The organism is Nostoc sp., assembly GCF_036917275.1.
In the GTDB taxonomy this organism is placed as follows: domain Bacteria; phylum Cyanobacteriota; class Cyanobacteriia; order Cyanobacteriales; family Nostocaceae; genus Nostoc.
The window spans coordinates 141,076-158,749 of record NZ_JBALDF010000070.1; the positions used below are offsets into that span (position 1 = coordinate 141,076).

Below are 17,674 nucleotides of genomic sequence, written 5' to 3' on the forward strand. Positions count from 1 at the left end.
TTCTAACGCACTTGCATATGCACTGCATCGGAAATCGCCGGAATTTCCGCGTAACGTCCGATCAACGACTGAATGACTGAATATCCAACTGCTGCCACTACCCCTAAAAAGATGGTGTTGGCTACTGTTTCTATTGCAAAGCCAGTACCAGGAACCTTTCCTAAAGCTCCTACCAGTATGGAACATAAAAATATAACTATGTCCAAAAGAATTGCCTGCATTGTGTTGAAACGAATGAAGTGACTGATTTTTTCGTTTCTTACCACCAATAGTAACAACGCAAAAAACACAATTATTTGTCCAAATTGTCCTAAACTACCGTAAATTATTAACACTGGTTGCAGCGGTAAAAGCAGGACTCTTAGTGCTGGAAACTGATTTAACAAAAAGCTGCCAAAAACTAAACCATCAATTAGGGGCAGCAAATAAGGCAAGGAAGCAAAAATCCGATCTGAAACCGTTGTAGACCCGCGCCAAGACATTATGCGTTCTCCTGTGGTGAAATTTATATAGTTACTTGAGCTTAGGATAACGCAGTTACTTGGTCTTGCTGGCAAATTCAACTATTCTATATGGGCGATGCGGAAGCCCATCATACACTCGTACTGGTCAGGCTGCTGTTGACTAAGTTTGCGAATGGCTTGACCACAACGCAGTTTACCCCCACGCCAACGGGGTTGACCGCTCCCGTCAGCAAGTAAACAAGACTGGCAAACTTGCTCAGGGGCAAGGATTTGCTCGTCCATTAAAATGAGTAGCATCGAATCCCTCCTGTAAATCCTCATTGTCACCCACATTGACTCAGGGGAGGACACGCTTTGTCGCGGTTTGAACCGCTTCAGGTAAATTGGGCGAGTTTTACAAGGTGGTTTGTTGTGATTGGCGATGGCGCTTTGCACCCGGCGTGGGCGATTGCAATTCAAGAAAAATTATCAAGTGAATCTTAATTTATTGTGTGTTGTGTCTATTGCAAATTATATTTTTGGTAAAAAATAGTACATAAATATTCGTACAAGGTTGAGCAGAGACAACCAACGGTATTCATTGCATCCCTGTTAATTTAGCACTGGAGAGGGTCAAAGTTAACATTCAGGAAAATAACAAAAGCTTTATGCACAAGCAACACGACGAACCAGTGAAATTCCCTTGATGCGACTAGTTAAAGTGCGAGAACTCAAGTAAGTAAAACTGAGTTAACTTGATAGCCATTTAAGTGATGCATTTACAAATTACTGAGGTAAACTTGCAAGCAAGGTAATACACAATATTACTAAGCGACTCGTCGGTATGAACATCACTTACAATGGAACACTGGCAATTTCTGATACAGAAACAAGGCGCTCGCTCGTGGCATATCCTAGAATCGCCAAATTTGCAGATTTTGGAAGGGCATTATAGAGTTTTAGCTCGTTCTAACCTTCCAAATACAGATGTGGAAGTGCGGGTAACTCACTCTTCAACCCATGAAGTTCAACCAAAGCAGCGAATTTTCAAGCGATCGCGTCGCACTAATTCAGAAGGCTTAATGGCGCTAATTCCCTTTACCTACTTCGCTCCGGGAGTTTGGGAGTTGCGCTGTAGCGGCGATTTGATGTCGGATTTGCTGGGTAAATCTTGGCAATATATTGTCCAACTTCAAGTCTTGTCCCAGGAAGGAGAGGGGGAGCAGGAGGAGAATGTAGAATCAAATTCACCTGATCACCCAGATCCTGTTTCTGAAAACTTGGAATGCACTACCCCAGTAAAACCCGCAGTTACGTTAGATAAAGCGATCGCTATTTCTACAGAACTGGCAATTGCTACAGACAATAACCCCGCTACCATTGTTCTGCCAGAAAGAAACTTGGAATCTACTATCCCACCAAAATCGCCAATTACGCTAGATAAAGCGATCGCTGTCTCCACAGAAGTGGCAATTACTACAGACAGTAAGCTTAGTACCACTGTTCTACTAGATAAAACAGAAGAAGATATTATAGTTAGCGATGAGCCTGTGAGTCCTGTGTGGCTCAAAGGTGAGACAGTAGAGCAGATTTTACAAAATTTAATAGATTTAGCTTTACCCACCTCTGAACCCTTACCCAAAGATGAAAAGGTTACAGATTCTCTAGCAACACAACCACCGCCACCATTACTGCTAACTTTAGGTGAGGATACTTACATTGCTCGTTGGGGACAAGCTCTTACAATCAATGGACATATAGAACTTAAAGAAAAGACAAATCTAGATCAGGCTGAAACATTATCCCCAAAAAGCCTGCGGGCACTTGAACTAGGAATTGAACTGCGATCGCCCAATAACTCAAAAATCTTAACCCAGGTACGGCAACCCTTACCAGATCAGGAGTTGCCCTTCACCATCAATACCTCAATTGATATTCCTGCTGACTGTGAATCTAAGTTAATTTTGGCAGATATCAGTTTGTATGGTAGATTCGCCGATGTTGCTCAAGTCATCCGGTTAGCCAGCCAGTCGTTCACCATTACAGCAGATGTAACAGAATTACTGGCAATCACAGCCGCAGCAAAATCTAGTAAATCCTTAAATAACTCCATAGCACCATCTGACTCGTCTACTGCTTTCACGGAGCCGGAAACCGCCGTGAGGATCGATTTGAAACTATTCAATTTGGTCAAGATTCCAAAAACAGACCAGTCGCAGATCCTTAATCCATCCCCAAATACACCCCTACCACCGCAAATTAACCTGCAAGTTCTGCAAGAAGTCACCTTGCGGACATCTAACTTAAAGAATTCAGCCACTTCGCCTCAATTGCCGAAATTGCCACCTGTTAAAACCGATGTTAACCCTGCCACAGATGTTGTTGCAGAACTCCCTACACAGGAGGAGCTTTTAGAAAAGGATGTTCCTATAGCTGCCATCAACTTGGAGCAGTTGGTCATCAAGCAACGTCGAATGCGAATACTCGACGCTACTTTTCCATACTTGAGACGGCTACAAGCTTTGCCGGGTGATGCAGAGGAAGTAAAAAACAATGTCCCCCCAGATGCATTGGAAGTTCAAGCGGCTGAAAACTTCCCGCAGTTGGAGGCAATTACAGTTGAAGATGAAAATACACCTGAATTAGTGGTGGGTGATGCACAATTCCAGGAAGAATCTGTTGCTGTACTAGAAGCCCAGCCAAATGAACAATTCCAGGAAGAATCTGTTGCTGCACTAGAAGCACAGCCAAATGCACAATTGATTAAAACAGGTAATCTTTACTCATCTCCCCTGCTCAGGAAGTGGATGCACAGCCAAGGATACTCTTTGCCTGAATCCATCAATGATCTCGAACCTGAAGACTACAATAACTATGTTCCAGCCCAAGAAACCCAGCTTTCTCTTAGTGCTGAAACTCCCAATGTTGATCTCAACTTGTTATTAAGCCTAGATGCTGATATAGAGACACGGGAAGAAGCCCAAGAGGCGGTTTTTGATCTTGGTAACTTTGGGGAAGATGTAGACACAGCAAAGGAAACTGATCTAGAGACAGGGGAAAATACGCTAGGAGAAAAAGTATCTGAACCAACACTCTCAATGGTGGTAAGACAACTACCGCCCCCTCCTCCTCCGATAAAAATAAATATAGCGTCAGCTTGGTTGGCGCAAGAAATCGTTGTAGATGACATATATAGTGAACTGGAAGCCGAGGCGAAGAAGAATTACTCCTTTGAAGAACAGAAGCAACCACCTTTAGGTTTATCCCCTTCTCTACCCATAACTGCGGCAGCCATTGAGCCTTTGCCAATTCCCCAACTGCATGTACCAGAAGGCGAACTAATCGCCGGCAAATATATCATAGTGCGCGTAGTACTCCCGGAAGTACCTCCGCAAGTGGTTGTCAAGTTATGGGTTGAAGATTATCAAACTCGCTGGTTACTAGATGGGCCCCATTTATTGACAAATTTACTACCTAATGCATTGGGAGAGTTGGAAGTGATGAGCCTATTAAACATTCCCTTTGGCTGTTTGGAAATTCGCTTAGAAGCGATCGCACTTGATCTGACAACCCAACAGGAGAGTCACAAAGTTACAATAGTGCGAACTGTGATTCCTCCAGACTTGCCAAACTTGCAGCTAGATGAACTTTTGGGTATGTGATCAAGACGAGCGAGTAACTTAAGAATCAGCAGGATCAGGGGGACAAGGAGGACAAAGAAAGAGTGTTTTGCACTTTAAGAGTCCTCATCTGCCAATATTACCTGTGTTAATAATATGAAAGAATTTCAAAAATCTGGCAGAATTTGCAGTAAGCTCATTTTGAATTGTAGTGTGATTTGATAGGAACCTTTACTATGGCAGCTTATTTTTTGCCTTCTATCCTGGCTAGTACTTCGTACTTGCCTTCTATCTTCATTCCCATAATTGGTTGGGTTTTGCCAGGTGTCGTCTTCGCGTTTCTATTTTTATACATCGAAAGCGACGATATCAGCGATATTTAACTGATGTAGTCATTAGGAGCCACTGCGTTGCTCTGGTTTCCAAAGTTGTACCCCTGCTCAAAAGCCAGCTAGCAAGAGCGTCTCACGCCACTTGTTACAATTCTTGTCACCAGTCACCAGGGCGTAGTGGCTCCCATTCTCCCAAAAGGAGGAGCAAGTGGCGTTCATTAGTCAAGTTTTCAAAGAAGCGAGAGTTATTAATTCTGTCGGATACATTTACCAAAATTAATACCGCCCATCTCTATGAGACAGGCGGTTTTTTTAACGTTGATTTCTCAACAAATGCTAGAAAATCCTAACTTATAGTGTTCGGTTCAAACCAATGTTAAATCGAAGAACCAAGTCCGGCGTAGGCACCATAAAAGAAAATGCCCAAGACTGTAATTATACCTAAACCTGCGATCGTAGCGACGACCCACAGGGGAATTCTCCCACTTCCAGACACAGCTTCTCTCCTCCCTTAACAACAAATCAATACAGGTTCAATAAACAAAAATTAACAACAGTAATTCCAATTAGTTAAAGAAGTAACTGGAAAACAGAATACCCAGAACGAAAATCATTAATAATCCCAGGTATAAAGAAGTCCGATTTAGTTCAACCGGCTGATTATTGGGATTGGGGGATCTTTCTACCATAATTGCTCCTAACGGTGAATAAATTGCATTGCAGCGATCGCGCCTAAAAAGAATACAGTTGGTACACCTAAAGTGTGAACTGCCAGCCATCTAACGGTAAAAATTGGATAGGTAACTGGTTGATTGATGTTATTGCTGCTAGTCATGATCTCAAACTACTTTCCGATAAATTGTTCAACTTGTTTTTTAGCTTCAAAACGGTTCTTCACAATTGGCACTTCTTGGCGTGCTGGTGTGAAATACTCATTGGGACGAGGTGTGCCAAAAGCATCATAAGCCAGCCCAGTTTGCACAAATAGCCAACCTGCAATAAACAATGCTGGGATGGTGATGCTGTGAATTACCCAGTAACGAACGCTGGTAATGATGTCCGAAAACGGACGTTCTCCAGTGGTACCTGACATTTAGATCCTTACCTTTACATAGAGTGTTATTGAGTTTATTATCCTACAAAGTTAAGAAAGAGTTACAAGTTGCAACGTTCTTCTCAGAAATTAGGTATTGGGGATTGGGGATTGGGGATTAGGGATTGGGAAAACTCTTACTTAGTCCCCTAATTTATCGCGGAGTTTAAGGGGATCTAAAAAGTTATGGGGTAAAACGAGCATTTTTAAAAAACGCCCCAGTCCCCAGTCCCCAGTCCCCAGTCCCTAGTACCCAGTCCCCATTAAGCTGCTTCTGGGGAAGTTATTTCAGGGTTTGGTAAATATTTGAGCAAAACGCCGCGATCGCCAATTATAAATCCCCGTTCTGGCTCTAAGAACACTATTTTATACAAATTAGCAGCAACTTCTTCCACTGCCCGGTCTTTTTCCCAGGTTTTGCCACCGTCGCCACTCCGTAGCAAATTACCGCTACCGCCACCTATCCAAATTTCATTGGGTGTGCGATATGCTAAATCCAGTAAACCCCAACTGGTGGATACCTCTGGATATTTTGCCTTTTCCCACTCTTCAGGTTTAGTTGGATCACTAAACTGAATTTGGCCTCCCCTAGCTAGTAACCACAATTGCCCATTGTCAGTAAATCCCATGTTTTCTAGCCGCCGAGAATTATTGCGGTTATGGGGTACCCAAGCATCTTGCCCAGGTTCCCAAGTCGAGTAGAAACTACCCTTAGCGGAAACTGCAATATATTTACCATCAGCAGAACGTTCCAAGTTACGTACCACACCTACTGCTGATTCTACCTGAGCTTTCCAGTTTTTGCCGCCATCTGTGGTCTTATATATTGCTCCGACATCAGTAGCCATTTCAGCTGTTTTGTCTGCCAGTGCCTTAATTGCGATCGGGCTACCTGGTAGCTTTTCACTCAGGGGAATACGTGACCAAGAACCACCTTCATCGGTAGTATGCAGCAACAGTCCAGGCTCTCCGGCAATCCAGCCTTCTTTTCCTGCAAAACTTACTGAGTCAAAGCGATACTTTTGCTCATCCAGTTGCAATATTATCGGCTTCCAGGTATTACCACTGTCATTGGTTTCTAACAGGGTAGCATTGCTACCTACTAAGTAGCCATGCTCAGGGTTGTTAGTAAAAGCAATATCCAATAGATTCGAGTCTGTTGGCACAGAAATGATTTTCCAAGGGTTGTAGCTAACAGATGGGATTTTGCTACAACCTATACACATGAGGACTACTATCAACAAGGCAGCTATTCGTTGCCAACCTTTCACAATTGAATGCATTAGTATTTCTTAAGTTGTTTCTAAATTTCTGTAGCTGTTCTCTAAAAGGTTTACTGATACTTTTCTGCTAAAATTTGCAAACATTTACATAAGTTGAGCAGATCAATCTTAACCAAGGCGTATCAACCGATGCATAAAAACAAGTTTTATACACTCTTACTTTTTTGCTCTTAGCGTAATTTTTGCTTTGAGAAGCAACATGTTTGCGATTACTTGCTGTAACACCTCAGAGGCAACTTATCAGTATATAGGTTGCTTGACGTTACGGATTCTCACCTGATTCTTTGATATTTTATCAGAGAATACACTGTTAATCAATGTAAAAAAGTAATCATTTTTTAGCTTAATTAAACGCTCTATGGAATAGATAAAGTAACATATTTGTGTGATTATAATCACACAAGTAATAATTAAAATCTCTTTCCCTACTCACTACTCCGTGTTTCTGAGATAACGGCTGTCATTGTAAACCGTAGAGACTGATAAAAAACAAGAAGCCAAGAGCCAAAGCACCAAAAATTAGGATATTCTTTTGGGTTGGCGTTAGGTTATTGACACCCAAACCATAACCGAGATTTTCTTTAAAGCCGGATGCAGTACCCGCAGGGCCGATGTTAGCAAAAGCGGTCTTCTTCGCGGCACAAACTGGACAGCGCCAATCTATGGGCAGTTCTGCAAAGGCTGTCCCTGAAGCAATATCATCTTTGTCGTCTCCCTTTTCCGGTTCGTAAACATAACCGCAGGCTCGACACTCGTAGCGGTCTAACACCGAAGTCTCAACAGCTGGTTCGCTCATGGCTAAGGCCTCGCAGAGGAGAAATCTTAAATATACGTTAAAAATTATGACATAATTGTTAGACTTTTCTATCACTATCAAAAGCGAATTAAATACTTGAAGTGCATCTGTTTGCCAGATTTCAGAAAAACCAAACAGATATAATGTAAAAGAAAGTTACGCAACTGAGGGATTAGGAACTGGGGACTAGGGATTGGGGACTGGGGATTAAAAATAAAGAATTTGGTATTAGGGATAAGGGATTGGAGATTCAGAAGGATTTCCCATTACCCAGTACCCAGTCCCCAGTCCCCAGTCCCTACTCCCCACTCCCCACTCCCCACCCCCAGTCACTACTTAAAATACTCCATAAGCGGTAGATACTCATTGTGTTTGTCCTCAGCGGTTACGAGTACCTTCTAGGCTTTTTCATCATCTGTAGCCTAGTACCTGCCTTAGCGCTCTCAGCATCCAAGCTGCTACGACCCAGTGGTTACAGCCCCGAACGGCACACCACCTATGAATCTGGTATGGAACCCATCGGGGGAGCCTGGATTCAGTTCAACATCCGTTACTACATGTTTGCTCTGGTCTTCGTCGTCTTTGATGTAGAGACTGTTTTCTTGTATCCTTGGGCGGTAGCTTTCCACCGTTTGGGGCTATTAGCATTTATTGAAGCGCTAGTCTTTATTGCAATTCTTGTAGTCGCCTTAGTTTACGCATGGCGTAAAGGAGCCTTGGAATGGTCTTGAATTCTAACTTAACAACCCAGGATAAAGAGCGAATTATCAACCCCATTGAGCGGACTAATGTCACTCAAGACCTTTCAGAAAACGTCATTTTGACGACGGTTGATGATCTCTACGACTGGGCGCGGCTTTCTAGTTTGTGGCCGTTGCTGTTTGGTACTGCTTGCTGCTTTATTGAGTTTGCAGCTTTAATTGGTTCCCGATTTGACTTTGACCGTTTTGGACTAATTCCCCGTTCTAGCCCCCGCCAAGCCGATTTAATTATTACAGCAGGGACTATTACGATGAAGATGGCTCCCCAACTGGTGCGTCTTTATGAACAAATGCCAGAGCCAAAGTATGTAATTGCGATGGGAGCTTGCACAATTACTGGCGGGATGTTCAGCGTTGATTCCCCAACAGCAGTGCGTGGAGTTGATAAACTGATTCCTGTGGATGTGTATTTGCCTGGTTGTCCTCCCCGTCCAGAAGCAATTATCGACGCAATCATTAAGCTGCGGAAGAAAATCGCCAATGAATCGATGCAAGAGCGGTATAAAATTAAGCAAACCCACCGCTACTACAGCACGACTCATAATCTGAAGCCAGTAGAGGAAATCTTAACTGGTAAGTATTTGCAGTCAGATACTCGCTCTGCACCACCGAAGGAATTGGCAGAAGCGATAGGTATGCCAATACCACCTGCACTGCTGACAGCAAAGGCGCAAAAGGAGGAACAAACTCGTGGCTGAAGAAGAATCTAAACCAGTACCAGCAGACGACGAAGAAGAATCTAAACCGGTCGCAGCGGCCAAAGAAGAGTCATTGGTACAAGCCGGTAAAGTTTCCCAGTGGTTGACGGAAAATGGCTTTGACCATGAGTTTTTAGCACCAGACAAGAATGGTGTAGAGATAATTAAAGTGGGGGCAGATTTCTTGCTTCCCACTGCTACAGCCCTTTATGCTTATGGGTTTAATTATCTCCAGTTTCAAGGTGGTGTTGACCTTGGCCCAGGACAGGAATTGGTGAGTGTATATCATTTGAATAAAGTCGGTGATAATAGCGATCGCCCCGAAGAAGTTCGAGTTAAGGTGTTCTTACCACGGGAAAATCCTGTAGTGCCTTCTGTGTACTGGATTTGGAAGACCGCAGATTGGCAAGAGCGTGAGTCTTACGATATGTTGGGCATTATCTACGAAGGACACCCAAATCTCAAGCGGATTTTGATGCCGGAAGATTGGGTAGGTTGGCCTTTGCGGAAGGATTATATCTCGCCTGATTTTTACGAGTTGCAAGACGCTTATTAGAGATTGCTGAGTTTCGGCAGTGATTAACCCCTTTCCGGTGGCGGAGAGGGGTAGTTTTTTTAACGCAGAGGGACGCGGAGGGAAGCGCAGAGGTTGGCAGAGAAAGGAGAGATGCAATCGCTCTGGGCATCTCTATCGTATTTAGTGCAATGTCTAAGATGCTCAGTGAAATTTCTTAGTAATCGGAATTGCTATCTCTACCGTTGTATTTATGATGTGGGAAGATTTAATCTAAATATTTAAAGTAATATGTCGGAAACACCCCAAGACGATCGCATTTGGATTGTGACGGATGATACCCCTCAAATATCGATTCCTGAAGGTGCTAAAGGCGGGAGTACGAATACACGTAGTTGGGGAGATGAAGCTATCAGGGAAAGTATTGGTAGCAAAGGGGTAGGAGATGCTGTTAAGGTTAGCGCTCAAACATTAGAGCAAAATATGACTCACTTTCTCAAAGTTGTGGGAAGTTTGTTTAGTCAAGCTGAACAGCAAGCAAAAGTTAACTCCAAGATGCAGCTAGATGAAATTGAACTATCGGTAGAAATTAGTGCAGATGGGGAAGTTAAATTAATTGGTAATGGTGCCAAAGCTGGGACTAAAGGAGCGATTAAGCTGAAGTTCAAGCGCCAAGAATCACAATGAAATGGCAAAAAATTGGGCGATCGCAATTGGTATTAACCAGTATGATTATCTGCAACCGCTAAACTATGCCAAGCGGGATGCACTCTTAATGCAAGAGTTTCTTGGCAATGAAGCGGGATTTGAGCGGATATTTTTCTTCTCTGATGACTCTCCTCCTGTTGACGGAAAATCTACTCGCCCAACTCGCACTAACTTGCTGCGAATCTTGCGCCAGTTATTTGACAATCCCTTTATGGGAGCAGGGGATAATTTCTGGTTTTTCTTCAGTGGACATGGGATAAGATACGCTGACCGTGATTATCTCATGCCCTGTGATGGCGATCCAGAGGATATTGAAAACACGGCAATAGCAATTAACTTTGTGAGTGAACGTCTGCGTCGCTGCGGTGCTGATAATGTTGTCTTGATTCTAGATGCTTGTCGCAATGAAGGTAAAAAAACAGGTGAAGGAATTGGGCGACAAACCGCAGAAGAAGCACGCCAACAAGGAGTTATCAGCATATTTTCTTGTATTCCCCAAGAGTTTTCTTATGAAATTAATGCTTTACAACAAGGTGCTTTTACCAAGGCATTACTAGAAGGGTTAGGAATTCAAGGTAAGTGCGCTACTGTTGAACGATTGGAGCAATATCTCAAGTTTCGCGTGCCTGAACTGGTTCGCCAGCATAAAAATACAAGGCAAACGCCTTATGTGATTGCTGAACCTGTGAATAAATCCCACCTAATACTTGTGCCACGATATGCAACCCTAGCGGATATTGCCACATTGAAAAATGATGCTTACCAAGCAGAAGTAAACAGGAATTTAGATTTAGCAGAGCAATTATGGATTCGGGTATTAGCTGCGGCTTCAGGACAGGATATGGAGGCGGTGAAAAGTTTACAACGAATTGAACGGTTGCGGTGGGAACGTCAACAACCACCTTCACCACAACCTAGTCCTAGTGCTGAAAATTCCACAAAGGGAATATTTACAGTTGAAAAAAATCCCTTAAAAACTTTTCAATTTGAAGTGGTTACGGTAAATGTAAAAGGAAATATCACCAACCGCCGTAATGAGGAAGCGAAATATTTTGAAGAAAATTTAGGTAATGGTGTCACCTTGGAAATGGTGCAGATACCAGGGGGAACTTTTATGATGGGTTCACCACTAGAGGAAGCGAAACGACGACATAATGAAAGTCCACTGCATCAAGTAACAGTTCCTAAGTTCTTCATGGGGAAATATGCAGTTACCCAGGCACAGTATCAAGCAATTATGGGCAGTAATCCTTCCAACTTCAAAGGTGAGAAACGACCTGTAGAAAAGGTAAGTTGCCATAATGCAGTAAAATTTTGTCAAAAGTTGAGTCAGAAGACAGGAAAAACCTATCGACTACCCAGCGAAGCCGAATGGGAGTATGCTTGCCGTGCTGGAACCAAGACCCCATTCTATTTTGGTGAAACGATTACTACAGATTTAGTTAACTACAACGGTAACTATCCTTACGGCTCTGCACCAAAGGGCGAATATCGTGAACAAACAACAGACGTAGGAAAATTTCCGCCTAACTCTTTCGGTTTATACGATATGCATGGTAATATACTTGAGTGGTGTCTAAATGTATATAATAACAATTACCAGGATCTGGAAAGTTATCTTAATGCGTTGTTAACTGGTATAAATGATGACCAAAGTGTGCGGCGTGGCGGTAGTTGGTACCTCAACGCTAGGTATTGCCGTTCTGCCGCTCGCCCTTGGATCGCGCGCGCGTTTCGTCTCAACGATGTTGGTTTTCGCGTGGTGGCGGTAGCTGTGGCGTGAGGATTCCTTGCCCTTTACACTCTTCCCCTTTTGCCCTCTGCACTTCTTATTCTTTTGCCTTCTTTTTCCCTCTCGGCCACAGGCGGATCAAAAATTTTTTTTCAAGAAGTGGTGTCTTTATATCAAAACTATTATACACTACATTTCAATCAAATTTCTCACTTAGTTTGAGAATTTGAGCATGGGGCAGGTCGATTTTAGCTGCTGCGTGGCGGTAGTTGGATCAACAACGCTAGGAATTGCCGTTCTGCCGATCGCAACAACAACGCGCGCGCGAATCGTAACAACAATGTTGGTTTTCGCGTGGTAGCGGTGGCTGTGGCGTGAGTACTCCCCATTGTCAGAGTTGATAAGTGGGAATTTATCGAGCGTACACCAGGGAGTCCAGACCTGAACCAGCGAGGAAGGCGACAACCTCAAAATATAAAACAGAGTCGAATAGACCCCCCTTAATCCCCCCTTATAAAGGGGGGAAACTTCAAATCTTGCCCCTCCCCTTCATAAGGGGAGGGTTGAGGAGGGGTGATTCAAGGATTTTTGCAAGAGGTCTAATCACTTCACAGATGTTACTGTTTGGTTTACTAGTGGACGTGCTTTTTTACGATCTGACCTGCGCGTTCCACCAGCCATTTCATACTCATCACTATTTTTGCCATAGCGAGATGCAACATTCAACAGCATCTGCTCAGTATAAATATTTAACTCACGTTCTGTTTCTGTTAATGCATTGTGTGTCTTATCTACTATTGTTTGTGCTTGATTATAAGCGGCTAACTTTTCTCGTAACTCAATTACTTTAGTGCTGTAAGTAGCAATTGAAAACCCATTGCTAAAGTCTAACTGAGAGTTAATTGTCTGCATTCCTTCAATCCGTCGTTCAGCTTTGGTGAGTGCTATGGAGTTTCGTTTGCGTTGCGTCATATAGTTTTCCTGTTTGGATTAATTTATAAATAACCCTGAATTTAAACACTGAGTTATTTATATATCATTAAAATACGCAATAATCAGATGCAGCAGCCACAGTGAAGTTACAGAATTATAAAAGCATTGGATGGCATTAACCAACTAGATAGATGCGGGTATATTTGCTGAAATTCGTTGATAAAAGCTGGTTTACAAGTCGCAAAAGCTGGTTTACAAGTCGCAAAAGTTGGTTTACAAGTCACAAAAGCTAGTTTACAAGTTGCAAAAGCTGGTTTACAAGTCACAAAAGCTGGTTTAGAAGTCGCAAAAGTTGGTTTAGAAGTCGCAAAAGCTGGTTTACAAGTCGCAAAAGCTGGTTTACAAGTCGCAAAAGCTAGTTTGGTGAAAGTTGTTCAAATAATTCCATAAGGCTTAATTAGCTCAACAGAACAACCCCACGGATTTATTTGTGGGGTTGCGACTATTACCGCAAGGCGGAATTAAAATAATGCTTTTTAGCGCCGTGTGCAACTTTCTTTCAAACCTAACCCCCAGCCTCTTCCCTTGGAGCAAGAATCAAAGCCTCTCTCCGTTTCGGGGCGGGTGTACACAAGTCGAATTACCCCCCTTAATCCCCCCTTGGAAAGGGGGGAAACAAGAAATCCAGTTCCCTCGCGTTTATAAGGCGATCGCAGGCGAGTTGTGGGTGTCGCTTCCAGTTAGTGATAAGGAAAAAAATCCAGTTCCCTCCCCTTTATAAGGGGAGGGTTAGGGTGGGGTAAAACAGCACAGCGTAAATAAAGCAACTATTTCAAATCGTTCAAAAGCCTCTCTTCTAAGCTTTTTGACTTTTTACTTTCGTCCGCCTTGCGGTACTAGGTATATTTGCAAAAGTGAAATACCCGCTTACTAAACCAATAGTAACAACAGCTACCCATCGCATAGGCTAGAGGGGGATGAGACGAAGCACACTAAAAATTTATTTTTATAACTGAAAATTTTATTTTATTTATGTGTTAAGTAGCTTTCAGGATGTTATCTGTATAATCTATCATTCAGTTTAAATTATCGAATGTATAATCTATCATTCAGTCTGATTAATTATTCACCTCTATTACTTATTGATAGGTTGAAACTTAGGGATTAGGGTATCTCTTTTTAAGACATAACATACCACTCACCTAGTAGTTATTTTTTAACGGAATTTGAGAAGTTATGTAGGCATACTCTATCTTAGACATTACCTAAACTTCTACTTGAAAAATCATGAGCCATTATATGGATAGTTAGCACCTTTACAACACTATCCGATGTCTCAAGACTTATTAAACTCCTTTCAAGAAGCATACAGCAATCTCGAACTGTTTCCATTGATGGAACGGAACGAAATGGAAAAATTTAGAGTCGAATATGGTGATGATTTGATTGCAGACCTTAACCAATTAGTGGAAGATAGTCCTAATGGAGATGGCAAAATTGTCTTTACAGGACATCGGGGATGTGGTAAGTCCACTTTGTTAGCTGAGTTTAGCAGACAAATTCAAAATAAATATTTTGTAGTTCTATTCTCTATTGCTGACAAAATTGAAATGTCGGCTGTTAATCATATTAATATCCTGTTTGCGATCGCAGTTAATTTGATGACCGAGGCAGAAGCACGCAAAGTTGATATTCCTCAATCTACTAAAGAAGCTCTTTATAAGTGGTTTGCTACCCGCACTCGCACTGAAGAATTAAATTTACAAGCAGAAGCTAGTATAGGATTTGACCTACTAAAATTGATTAGCTCTAAATTAAAAGCTGATGCTAGTGTTAGGGATGAAATTAAGCAAGAATTTGAACGTAAATTATCAGATTTAGTTGCCAGAATTAATGAAATTGCTGCGCTAATTCAAACTGCAACTCAACAAAACGTTTTAGTAATTATTGATGATTTAGATAAACTTGACTTAGGAAGAGTTAACGAAATTTATCGAGATAATATTAAAGCTCTCTGCCAACCTAACTTTCAAATTATCTACACTATCCCGATCGCAGTTCTTCGGGAAACATTTATCAGTACAATAATTACCACTGAAACCAACGACCAGGTTGTGGCGATGCCTGTCTTAAAAATCTTTGAGAAAGGTAAAAATCGGTTCCCTAATGCCAAACCTCGCCCGGAAGCAACAAAGATTCTCGGTGAAGTTTTACAAAAGCGGATCTCCAGTGAATTAATCACAGCAGAAACTGCTGAAAAAATTGTGATTTCCAGTGGTGGTGTATTGCGAGAGTTAATTCGTATTTCTAAGGAATGTTGCCGGATTTGTTTGCGGATGATCCGGCGAAATCCCTCAGCAGAAATTATTATTGATGATAAAATTCTCCTTCAAGCAATCAATAAAATCCGCAATGATTTTTCTATCCGTTTAGGAAAAGCTGATATAGATATTTTGCAGAGTGTTTATGAACAGTTTATGCCCAATGACCCCAAACAAGCAGAGTTTTTGGATTTGCTACATGGGTTGTATGTTCTAGAATATCGCACTGATGAAACTTGGTATGATGTTCATCCAATTATTATCGAAAGCTTGAGAAGACAGGGAGCTATTAATGTTAAATGAAGAATTCTTAGAGGATGAGGGAGAGAATCAAGATGCGTATGATGATTTAATTGTTTCTATTGAAGCTCAAAAACGGGGCTTAAATTTACTGATTGCAGTTTGCAATGATGCAAGCTTTCGTGATGAGATTATTACCCAGTATGAAGCTGAACTACAACCTGCTTTCCGTCCATATCGAGTGACTTTAGCACGTCAGGAACCTAGTCTCAAAGCTGTTCTTAATCAACTGGTACAACAAGAAGAATATCTTTGTCAGCATAACCAGGCGGTGATCACTGTGACGGGTGCTGAACAACTTTATTTTCTCAGATTGGGAAAAGAGCAATCAGAACAGGAGAAATTTTTTGGTTACTTACAGTGGACAAGGGAAGGATTGCGCGAGTTTCCTTTTGCGATCGTGCTTTGGGTAACTAACCAAATTTTAGTCAACCTGATTAAAAAAGCCCCTGACTTTTGGAGTTGGCGTAATGGTGTATTCCGGTTTGAATCTAAAAAGACGAATGCTATTCCTGGTAAAGAACTAGAACATATACGGTTTGTTTTTAGAGACACGGAATTAGCTAGCACAGATACTAATCAAGATAACTCCTTTTTCTTACCCATCCAAGATTTACAAGGATTAATCGAGAAAGTAGAACAGGAACGGGGAATTAAAGATCCCAGTTTGGCTACCTTATATTCAAGGTTGGGTGATATTTACCGCAGCAGATTAGATCGGGGTGAGTTTCAGAATTATCAAGAAGAACAAGAACTAGCAATTAAGTATTGGCAAAAAGCGATTGAATTGCAAAATGAATTAGGTTTGCAGATAGACTTAGCTACTAATTTCAACAATTTAGCAGGACTATACCGCGCAACAGGACGCTACAACCAAGCAGAACCACTATATCAACAAGCTTTGGAACTGACGAAACGTCTTTTGGGAGACAACCATCCTTCTTTTGCTACTAGCTTGAATAATTTGGCAGGACTATACAAATCTACTGGACAATATAGTAAAGCGGAACTCCTATATCAACAAGCTTTGGAACTGAGGAAACGCCTGTGGGGAGAAAACCATGCCGATGTCGCCGCTAGTCTGAACGATTTGGCACTATTATATGATGAACAAGGACGTTATGACGAAGCAGAACCTTTGTATCTGCAATCATTAGAACTCGAAAAACGTTTGGTTAGCGAAAATCATCTTTCTTTGGCTTTTATATTGAATAATTTAGCGCTACTTTATTATCATCAAGGACGTTACAGCGAAGCTGAACCGTTGTCGCAACAAGCAATAGAATTAGATAAGCGATTTTTGGGAGAAGAGAATCCCGAAGTTGCAACAGATTTGCACAATTTGGGATTGATATACCGCGCTCAAGGACGCTACGATCAAGCCGAATCTCTGTTTTTGCAATCATTGGAACTTAAAGAACGTCTATTGCAAAAGGCGCATCCACTTTTAGCAGATACTATCTATGCTCTTGGTTATATGTATAGGGAGCAGGGACGTTATAATGAAGCGGAACCCTTATGTATAAAAGCCTTAGAACTTGATAAGCACCTATTGGGAGAAAATCATCCCAATGTTGCCGAAAGTCTCAATAATCTGGCAGAAATTTATCGTGAAACTGGACGTTATGATGAAGCGAAACCGCTTTATTTGCAAGCTTTAGATATTTGTGAACGAGTCTGGGGCGTTAATCATATTCGTAGTCTCAATATTCGTCAAAATCTAGAAAAACTTGCCGCAGCAATGCAGAATAATGGAGAGTACGATGTCTTGTCTACGACACGCTGCGCGAACGACAACCTCTTCGGGGAACGCATTACATAGAGGAAAAACATCATTTTGGGTTAAGAGGTTGTTTGAAAAGTGGTTGGCTGTGATTTTAATCGAATTTTTACCCCCCTTAGTCCCCCCTTATAAAGGGGGGAAACTGGAAAATCTAGTTCCCTCCCCTTTATAAGGGGAGGGTTAGGGTGGGGTATTTTTGTACCTCACCAACTCGCAATCTGCTGTAAAGTGCGATTGCACCAAATCAATCATGTAATGGAAAGTGTGTAGGCGTAGCCCGTCGCAGGCATCGCTAACTAAGTTTTATCAACTTGTTGGCTGTATGCTGAGGTTTACCATCAGAATTGGGTTTTATAA

At 42.0% G+C, this 17,674-nt stretch carries 20 protein-coding genes; 11 read left to right on the forward strand and 9 right to left on the reverse strand.

The features are described from left to right. Positions 1 to 2: 2 nt before the first annotated feature. Entirely contained in the window at positions 3 to 482 is a 480-nt protein-coding gene (locus tag V7K35_RS27505) for a Tic20 family protein (RefSeq protein ID WP_335083390.1), read from the reverse strand. An 81-nt stretch (positions 483 to 563) separates the two neighbouring features. Continuing rightward, positions 564 to 761, reverse strand: a complete 198-nt coding sequence (locus V7K35_RS27510; RefSeq protein ID WP_335083392.1) for a hypothetical protein — start codon at positions 759 to 761, stop codon at positions 564 to 566. Positions 762 to 1,303: 542 nt separating this feature from the next. Here V7K35_RS27510 and V7K35_RS27515 point away from each other — a divergent pair. Together V7K35_RS27515 and psaI are read left to right on the forward strand one after the other, a co-directional pair. After that, on the forward strand, positions 1,304 to 4,105 hold the full coding sequence (locus tag V7K35_RS27515) for a hypothetical protein (RefSeq protein WP_335083394.1): 2,802 nt from the start codon (positions 1,304 to 1,306) through the stop codon (positions 4,103 to 4,105). 194 nt (positions 4,106 to 4,299) lie between these two features. Further along, a complete protein-coding gene (gene psaI, locus V7K35_RS27520) occupies positions 4,300 to 4,446 on the forward strand; it encodes a photosystem I reaction center subunit VIII (protein WP_273762117.1) in 147 nt (48 codons plus the stop codon). Between the two features lie 325 nt (positions 4,447 to 4,771). Here psaI and V7K35_RS27525 read toward each other — a convergent pair whose 3' ends face one another. The 6 genes from V7K35_RS27525 to V7K35_RS27550 form a co-directional block, all read right to left on the reverse strand. Continuing rightward, positions 4,772 to 4,891 carry a photosystem II reaction center protein J gene (locus V7K35_RS27525; RefSeq protein WP_012411803.1) on the reverse strand — a complete coding sequence of 40 codons (120 nt, stop codon included), beginning with the start codon at positions 4,889 to 4,891 and terminating at the stop codon, positions 4,772 to 4,774. 70 nt (positions 4,892 to 4,961) lie between these two features. Next, positions 4,962 to 5,084: a photosystem II reaction center protein L gene (locus tag V7K35_RS27530; RefSeq protein WP_322670285.1), complete on the reverse strand. Its 123-nt coding sequence runs from the start codon at positions 5,082 to 5,084 to the stop codon at positions 4,962 to 4,964. Between the two features lie 8 nt (positions 5,085 to 5,092). Then, positions 5,093 to 5,230, reverse strand: coding sequence for a cytochrome b559 subunit beta (gene psbF / locus V7K35_RS27535; protein ID WP_174708531.1), 138 nt, complete (start codon positions 5,228 to 5,230; stop codon positions 5,093 to 5,095). 9 nt (positions 5,231 to 5,239) lie between these two features. Beyond that, the gene (psbE, locus tag V7K35_RS27540; protein WP_069071322.1) at positions 5,240 to 5,488 is read right to left on the reverse strand and encodes a cytochrome b559 subunit alpha; all 249 of its coding nucleotides are present in this window, start codon (positions 5,486 to 5,488) and stop codon (positions 5,240 to 5,242) included. Positions 5,489 to 5,751: 263 nt separating this feature from the next. Beyond that, entirely contained in the window at positions 5,752 to 6,771 is a 1,020-nt protein-coding gene (locus V7K35_RS27545) for a photosynthesis system II assembly factor Ycf48 (protein ID WP_335083395.1), read from the reverse strand. Between the two features lie 460 nt (positions 6,772 to 7,231). Further along, positions 7,232 to 7,567 carry a rubredoxin gene (locus V7K35_RS27550; RefSeq protein ID WP_334798017.1) on the reverse strand — a complete coding sequence of 112 codons (336 nt, stop codon included), beginning with the start codon at positions 7,565 to 7,567 and terminating at the stop codon, positions 7,232 to 7,234. A 368-nt stretch (positions 7,568 to 7,935) separates the two neighbouring features. Here V7K35_RS27550 and ndhC point away from each other — a divergent pair, with 368 nt between their 5' ends. The 6 genes from ndhC to V7K35_RS27580 all read left to right on the forward strand — a co-directional run bounded on the left by ndhC (position 7,936) and on the right by V7K35_RS27580 (position 12,358). Beyond that, complete coding sequence (ndhC, locus tag V7K35_RS27555) at positions 7,936 to 8,298, forward strand: photosynthetic/respiratory NAD(P)H-quinone oxidoreductase subunit C (protein ID WP_196526961.1); 363 nt, start codon at positions 7,936 to 7,938, stop codon at positions 8,296 to 8,298. Beyond that, complete coding sequence (ndhK, locus tag V7K35_RS27560) at positions 8,289 to 9,026, forward strand: photosynthetic/respiratory NAD(P)H-quinone oxidoreductase subunit K (RefSeq protein WP_335083396.1); 738 nt, start codon at positions 8,289 to 8,291, stop codon at positions 9,024 to 9,026. The genes ndhC and ndhK overlap by 10 nt, the downstream gene beginning before the upstream one ends. Continuing rightward, positions 9,019 to 9,582, forward strand: coding sequence for an NAD(P)H-quinone oxidoreductase subunit J (locus tag V7K35_RS27565; protein ID WP_335083397.1), 564 nt, complete (start codon positions 9,019 to 9,021; stop codon positions 9,580 to 9,582). The genes ndhK and V7K35_RS27565 overlap by 8 nt, the downstream gene beginning before the upstream one ends. Positions 9,583 to 9,831: 249 nt before the next feature. Next, positions 9,832 to 10,227 carry a Pepco domain-containing protein gene (locus V7K35_RS27570; protein ID WP_335083398.1) on the forward strand — a complete coding sequence of 132 codons (396 nt, stop codon included), beginning with the start codon at positions 9,832 to 9,834 and terminating at the stop codon, positions 10,225 to 10,227. 1 nt (position 10,228) lies between these two features. Continuing rightward, complete coding sequence (locus V7K35_RS27575) at positions 10,229 to 12,031, forward strand: SUMF1/EgtB/PvdO family nonheme iron enzyme (RefSeq protein ID WP_335083399.1); 1,803 nt, start codon at positions 10,229 to 10,231, stop codon at positions 12,029 to 12,031. A gap of 204 nt (positions 12,032 to 12,235) precedes the next feature. Further along, positions 12,236 to 12,358: an SUMF1/EgtB/PvdO family nonheme iron enzyme gene (locus V7K35_RS27580; RefSeq protein WP_335083603.1), complete on the forward strand. Its 123-nt coding sequence runs from the start codon at positions 12,236 to 12,238 to the stop codon at positions 12,356 to 12,358. 225 nt (positions 12,359 to 12,583) lie between these two features. Here V7K35_RS27580 and V7K35_RS27585 read toward each other — a convergent pair whose 3' ends face one another. Beyond that, a complete protein-coding gene (locus tag V7K35_RS27585; protein WP_335083400.1) occupies positions 12,584 to 12,952 on the reverse strand; it encodes a hypothetical protein in 369 nt (122 codons plus the stop codon). A 177-nt stretch (positions 12,953 to 13,129) separates the two neighbouring features. Here V7K35_RS27585 and V7K35_RS27590 point away from each other — a divergent pair, with 177 nt between their 5' ends. From V7K35_RS27590 to V7K35_RS27600, 3 genes are all read left to right on the forward strand, one after another. Then, positions 13,130 to 13,363 (forward strand): hypothetical protein, encoded by a 234-nt coding sequence (locus V7K35_RS27590; RefSeq protein ID WP_335083401.1) that lies wholly within the window; start codon positions 13,130 to 13,132, stop codon positions 13,361 to 13,363. An 881-nt stretch (positions 13,364 to 14,244) separates the two neighbouring features. After that, positions 14,245 to 15,537, forward strand: a complete 1,293-nt coding sequence (locus V7K35_RS27595; protein ID WP_335083403.1) for an ATP-binding protein — start codon at positions 14,245 to 14,247, stop codon at positions 15,535 to 15,537. Then, positions 15,527 to 17,356, forward strand: coding sequence for a tetratricopeptide repeat protein (locus tag V7K35_RS27600; RefSeq protein ID WP_335083404.1), 1,830 nt, complete (start codon positions 15,527 to 15,529; stop codon positions 17,354 to 17,356). The genes V7K35_RS27595 and V7K35_RS27600 overlap by 11 nt, the downstream gene beginning before the upstream one ends. Positions 17,357 to 17,674: the final 318 nt, after the last annotated feature.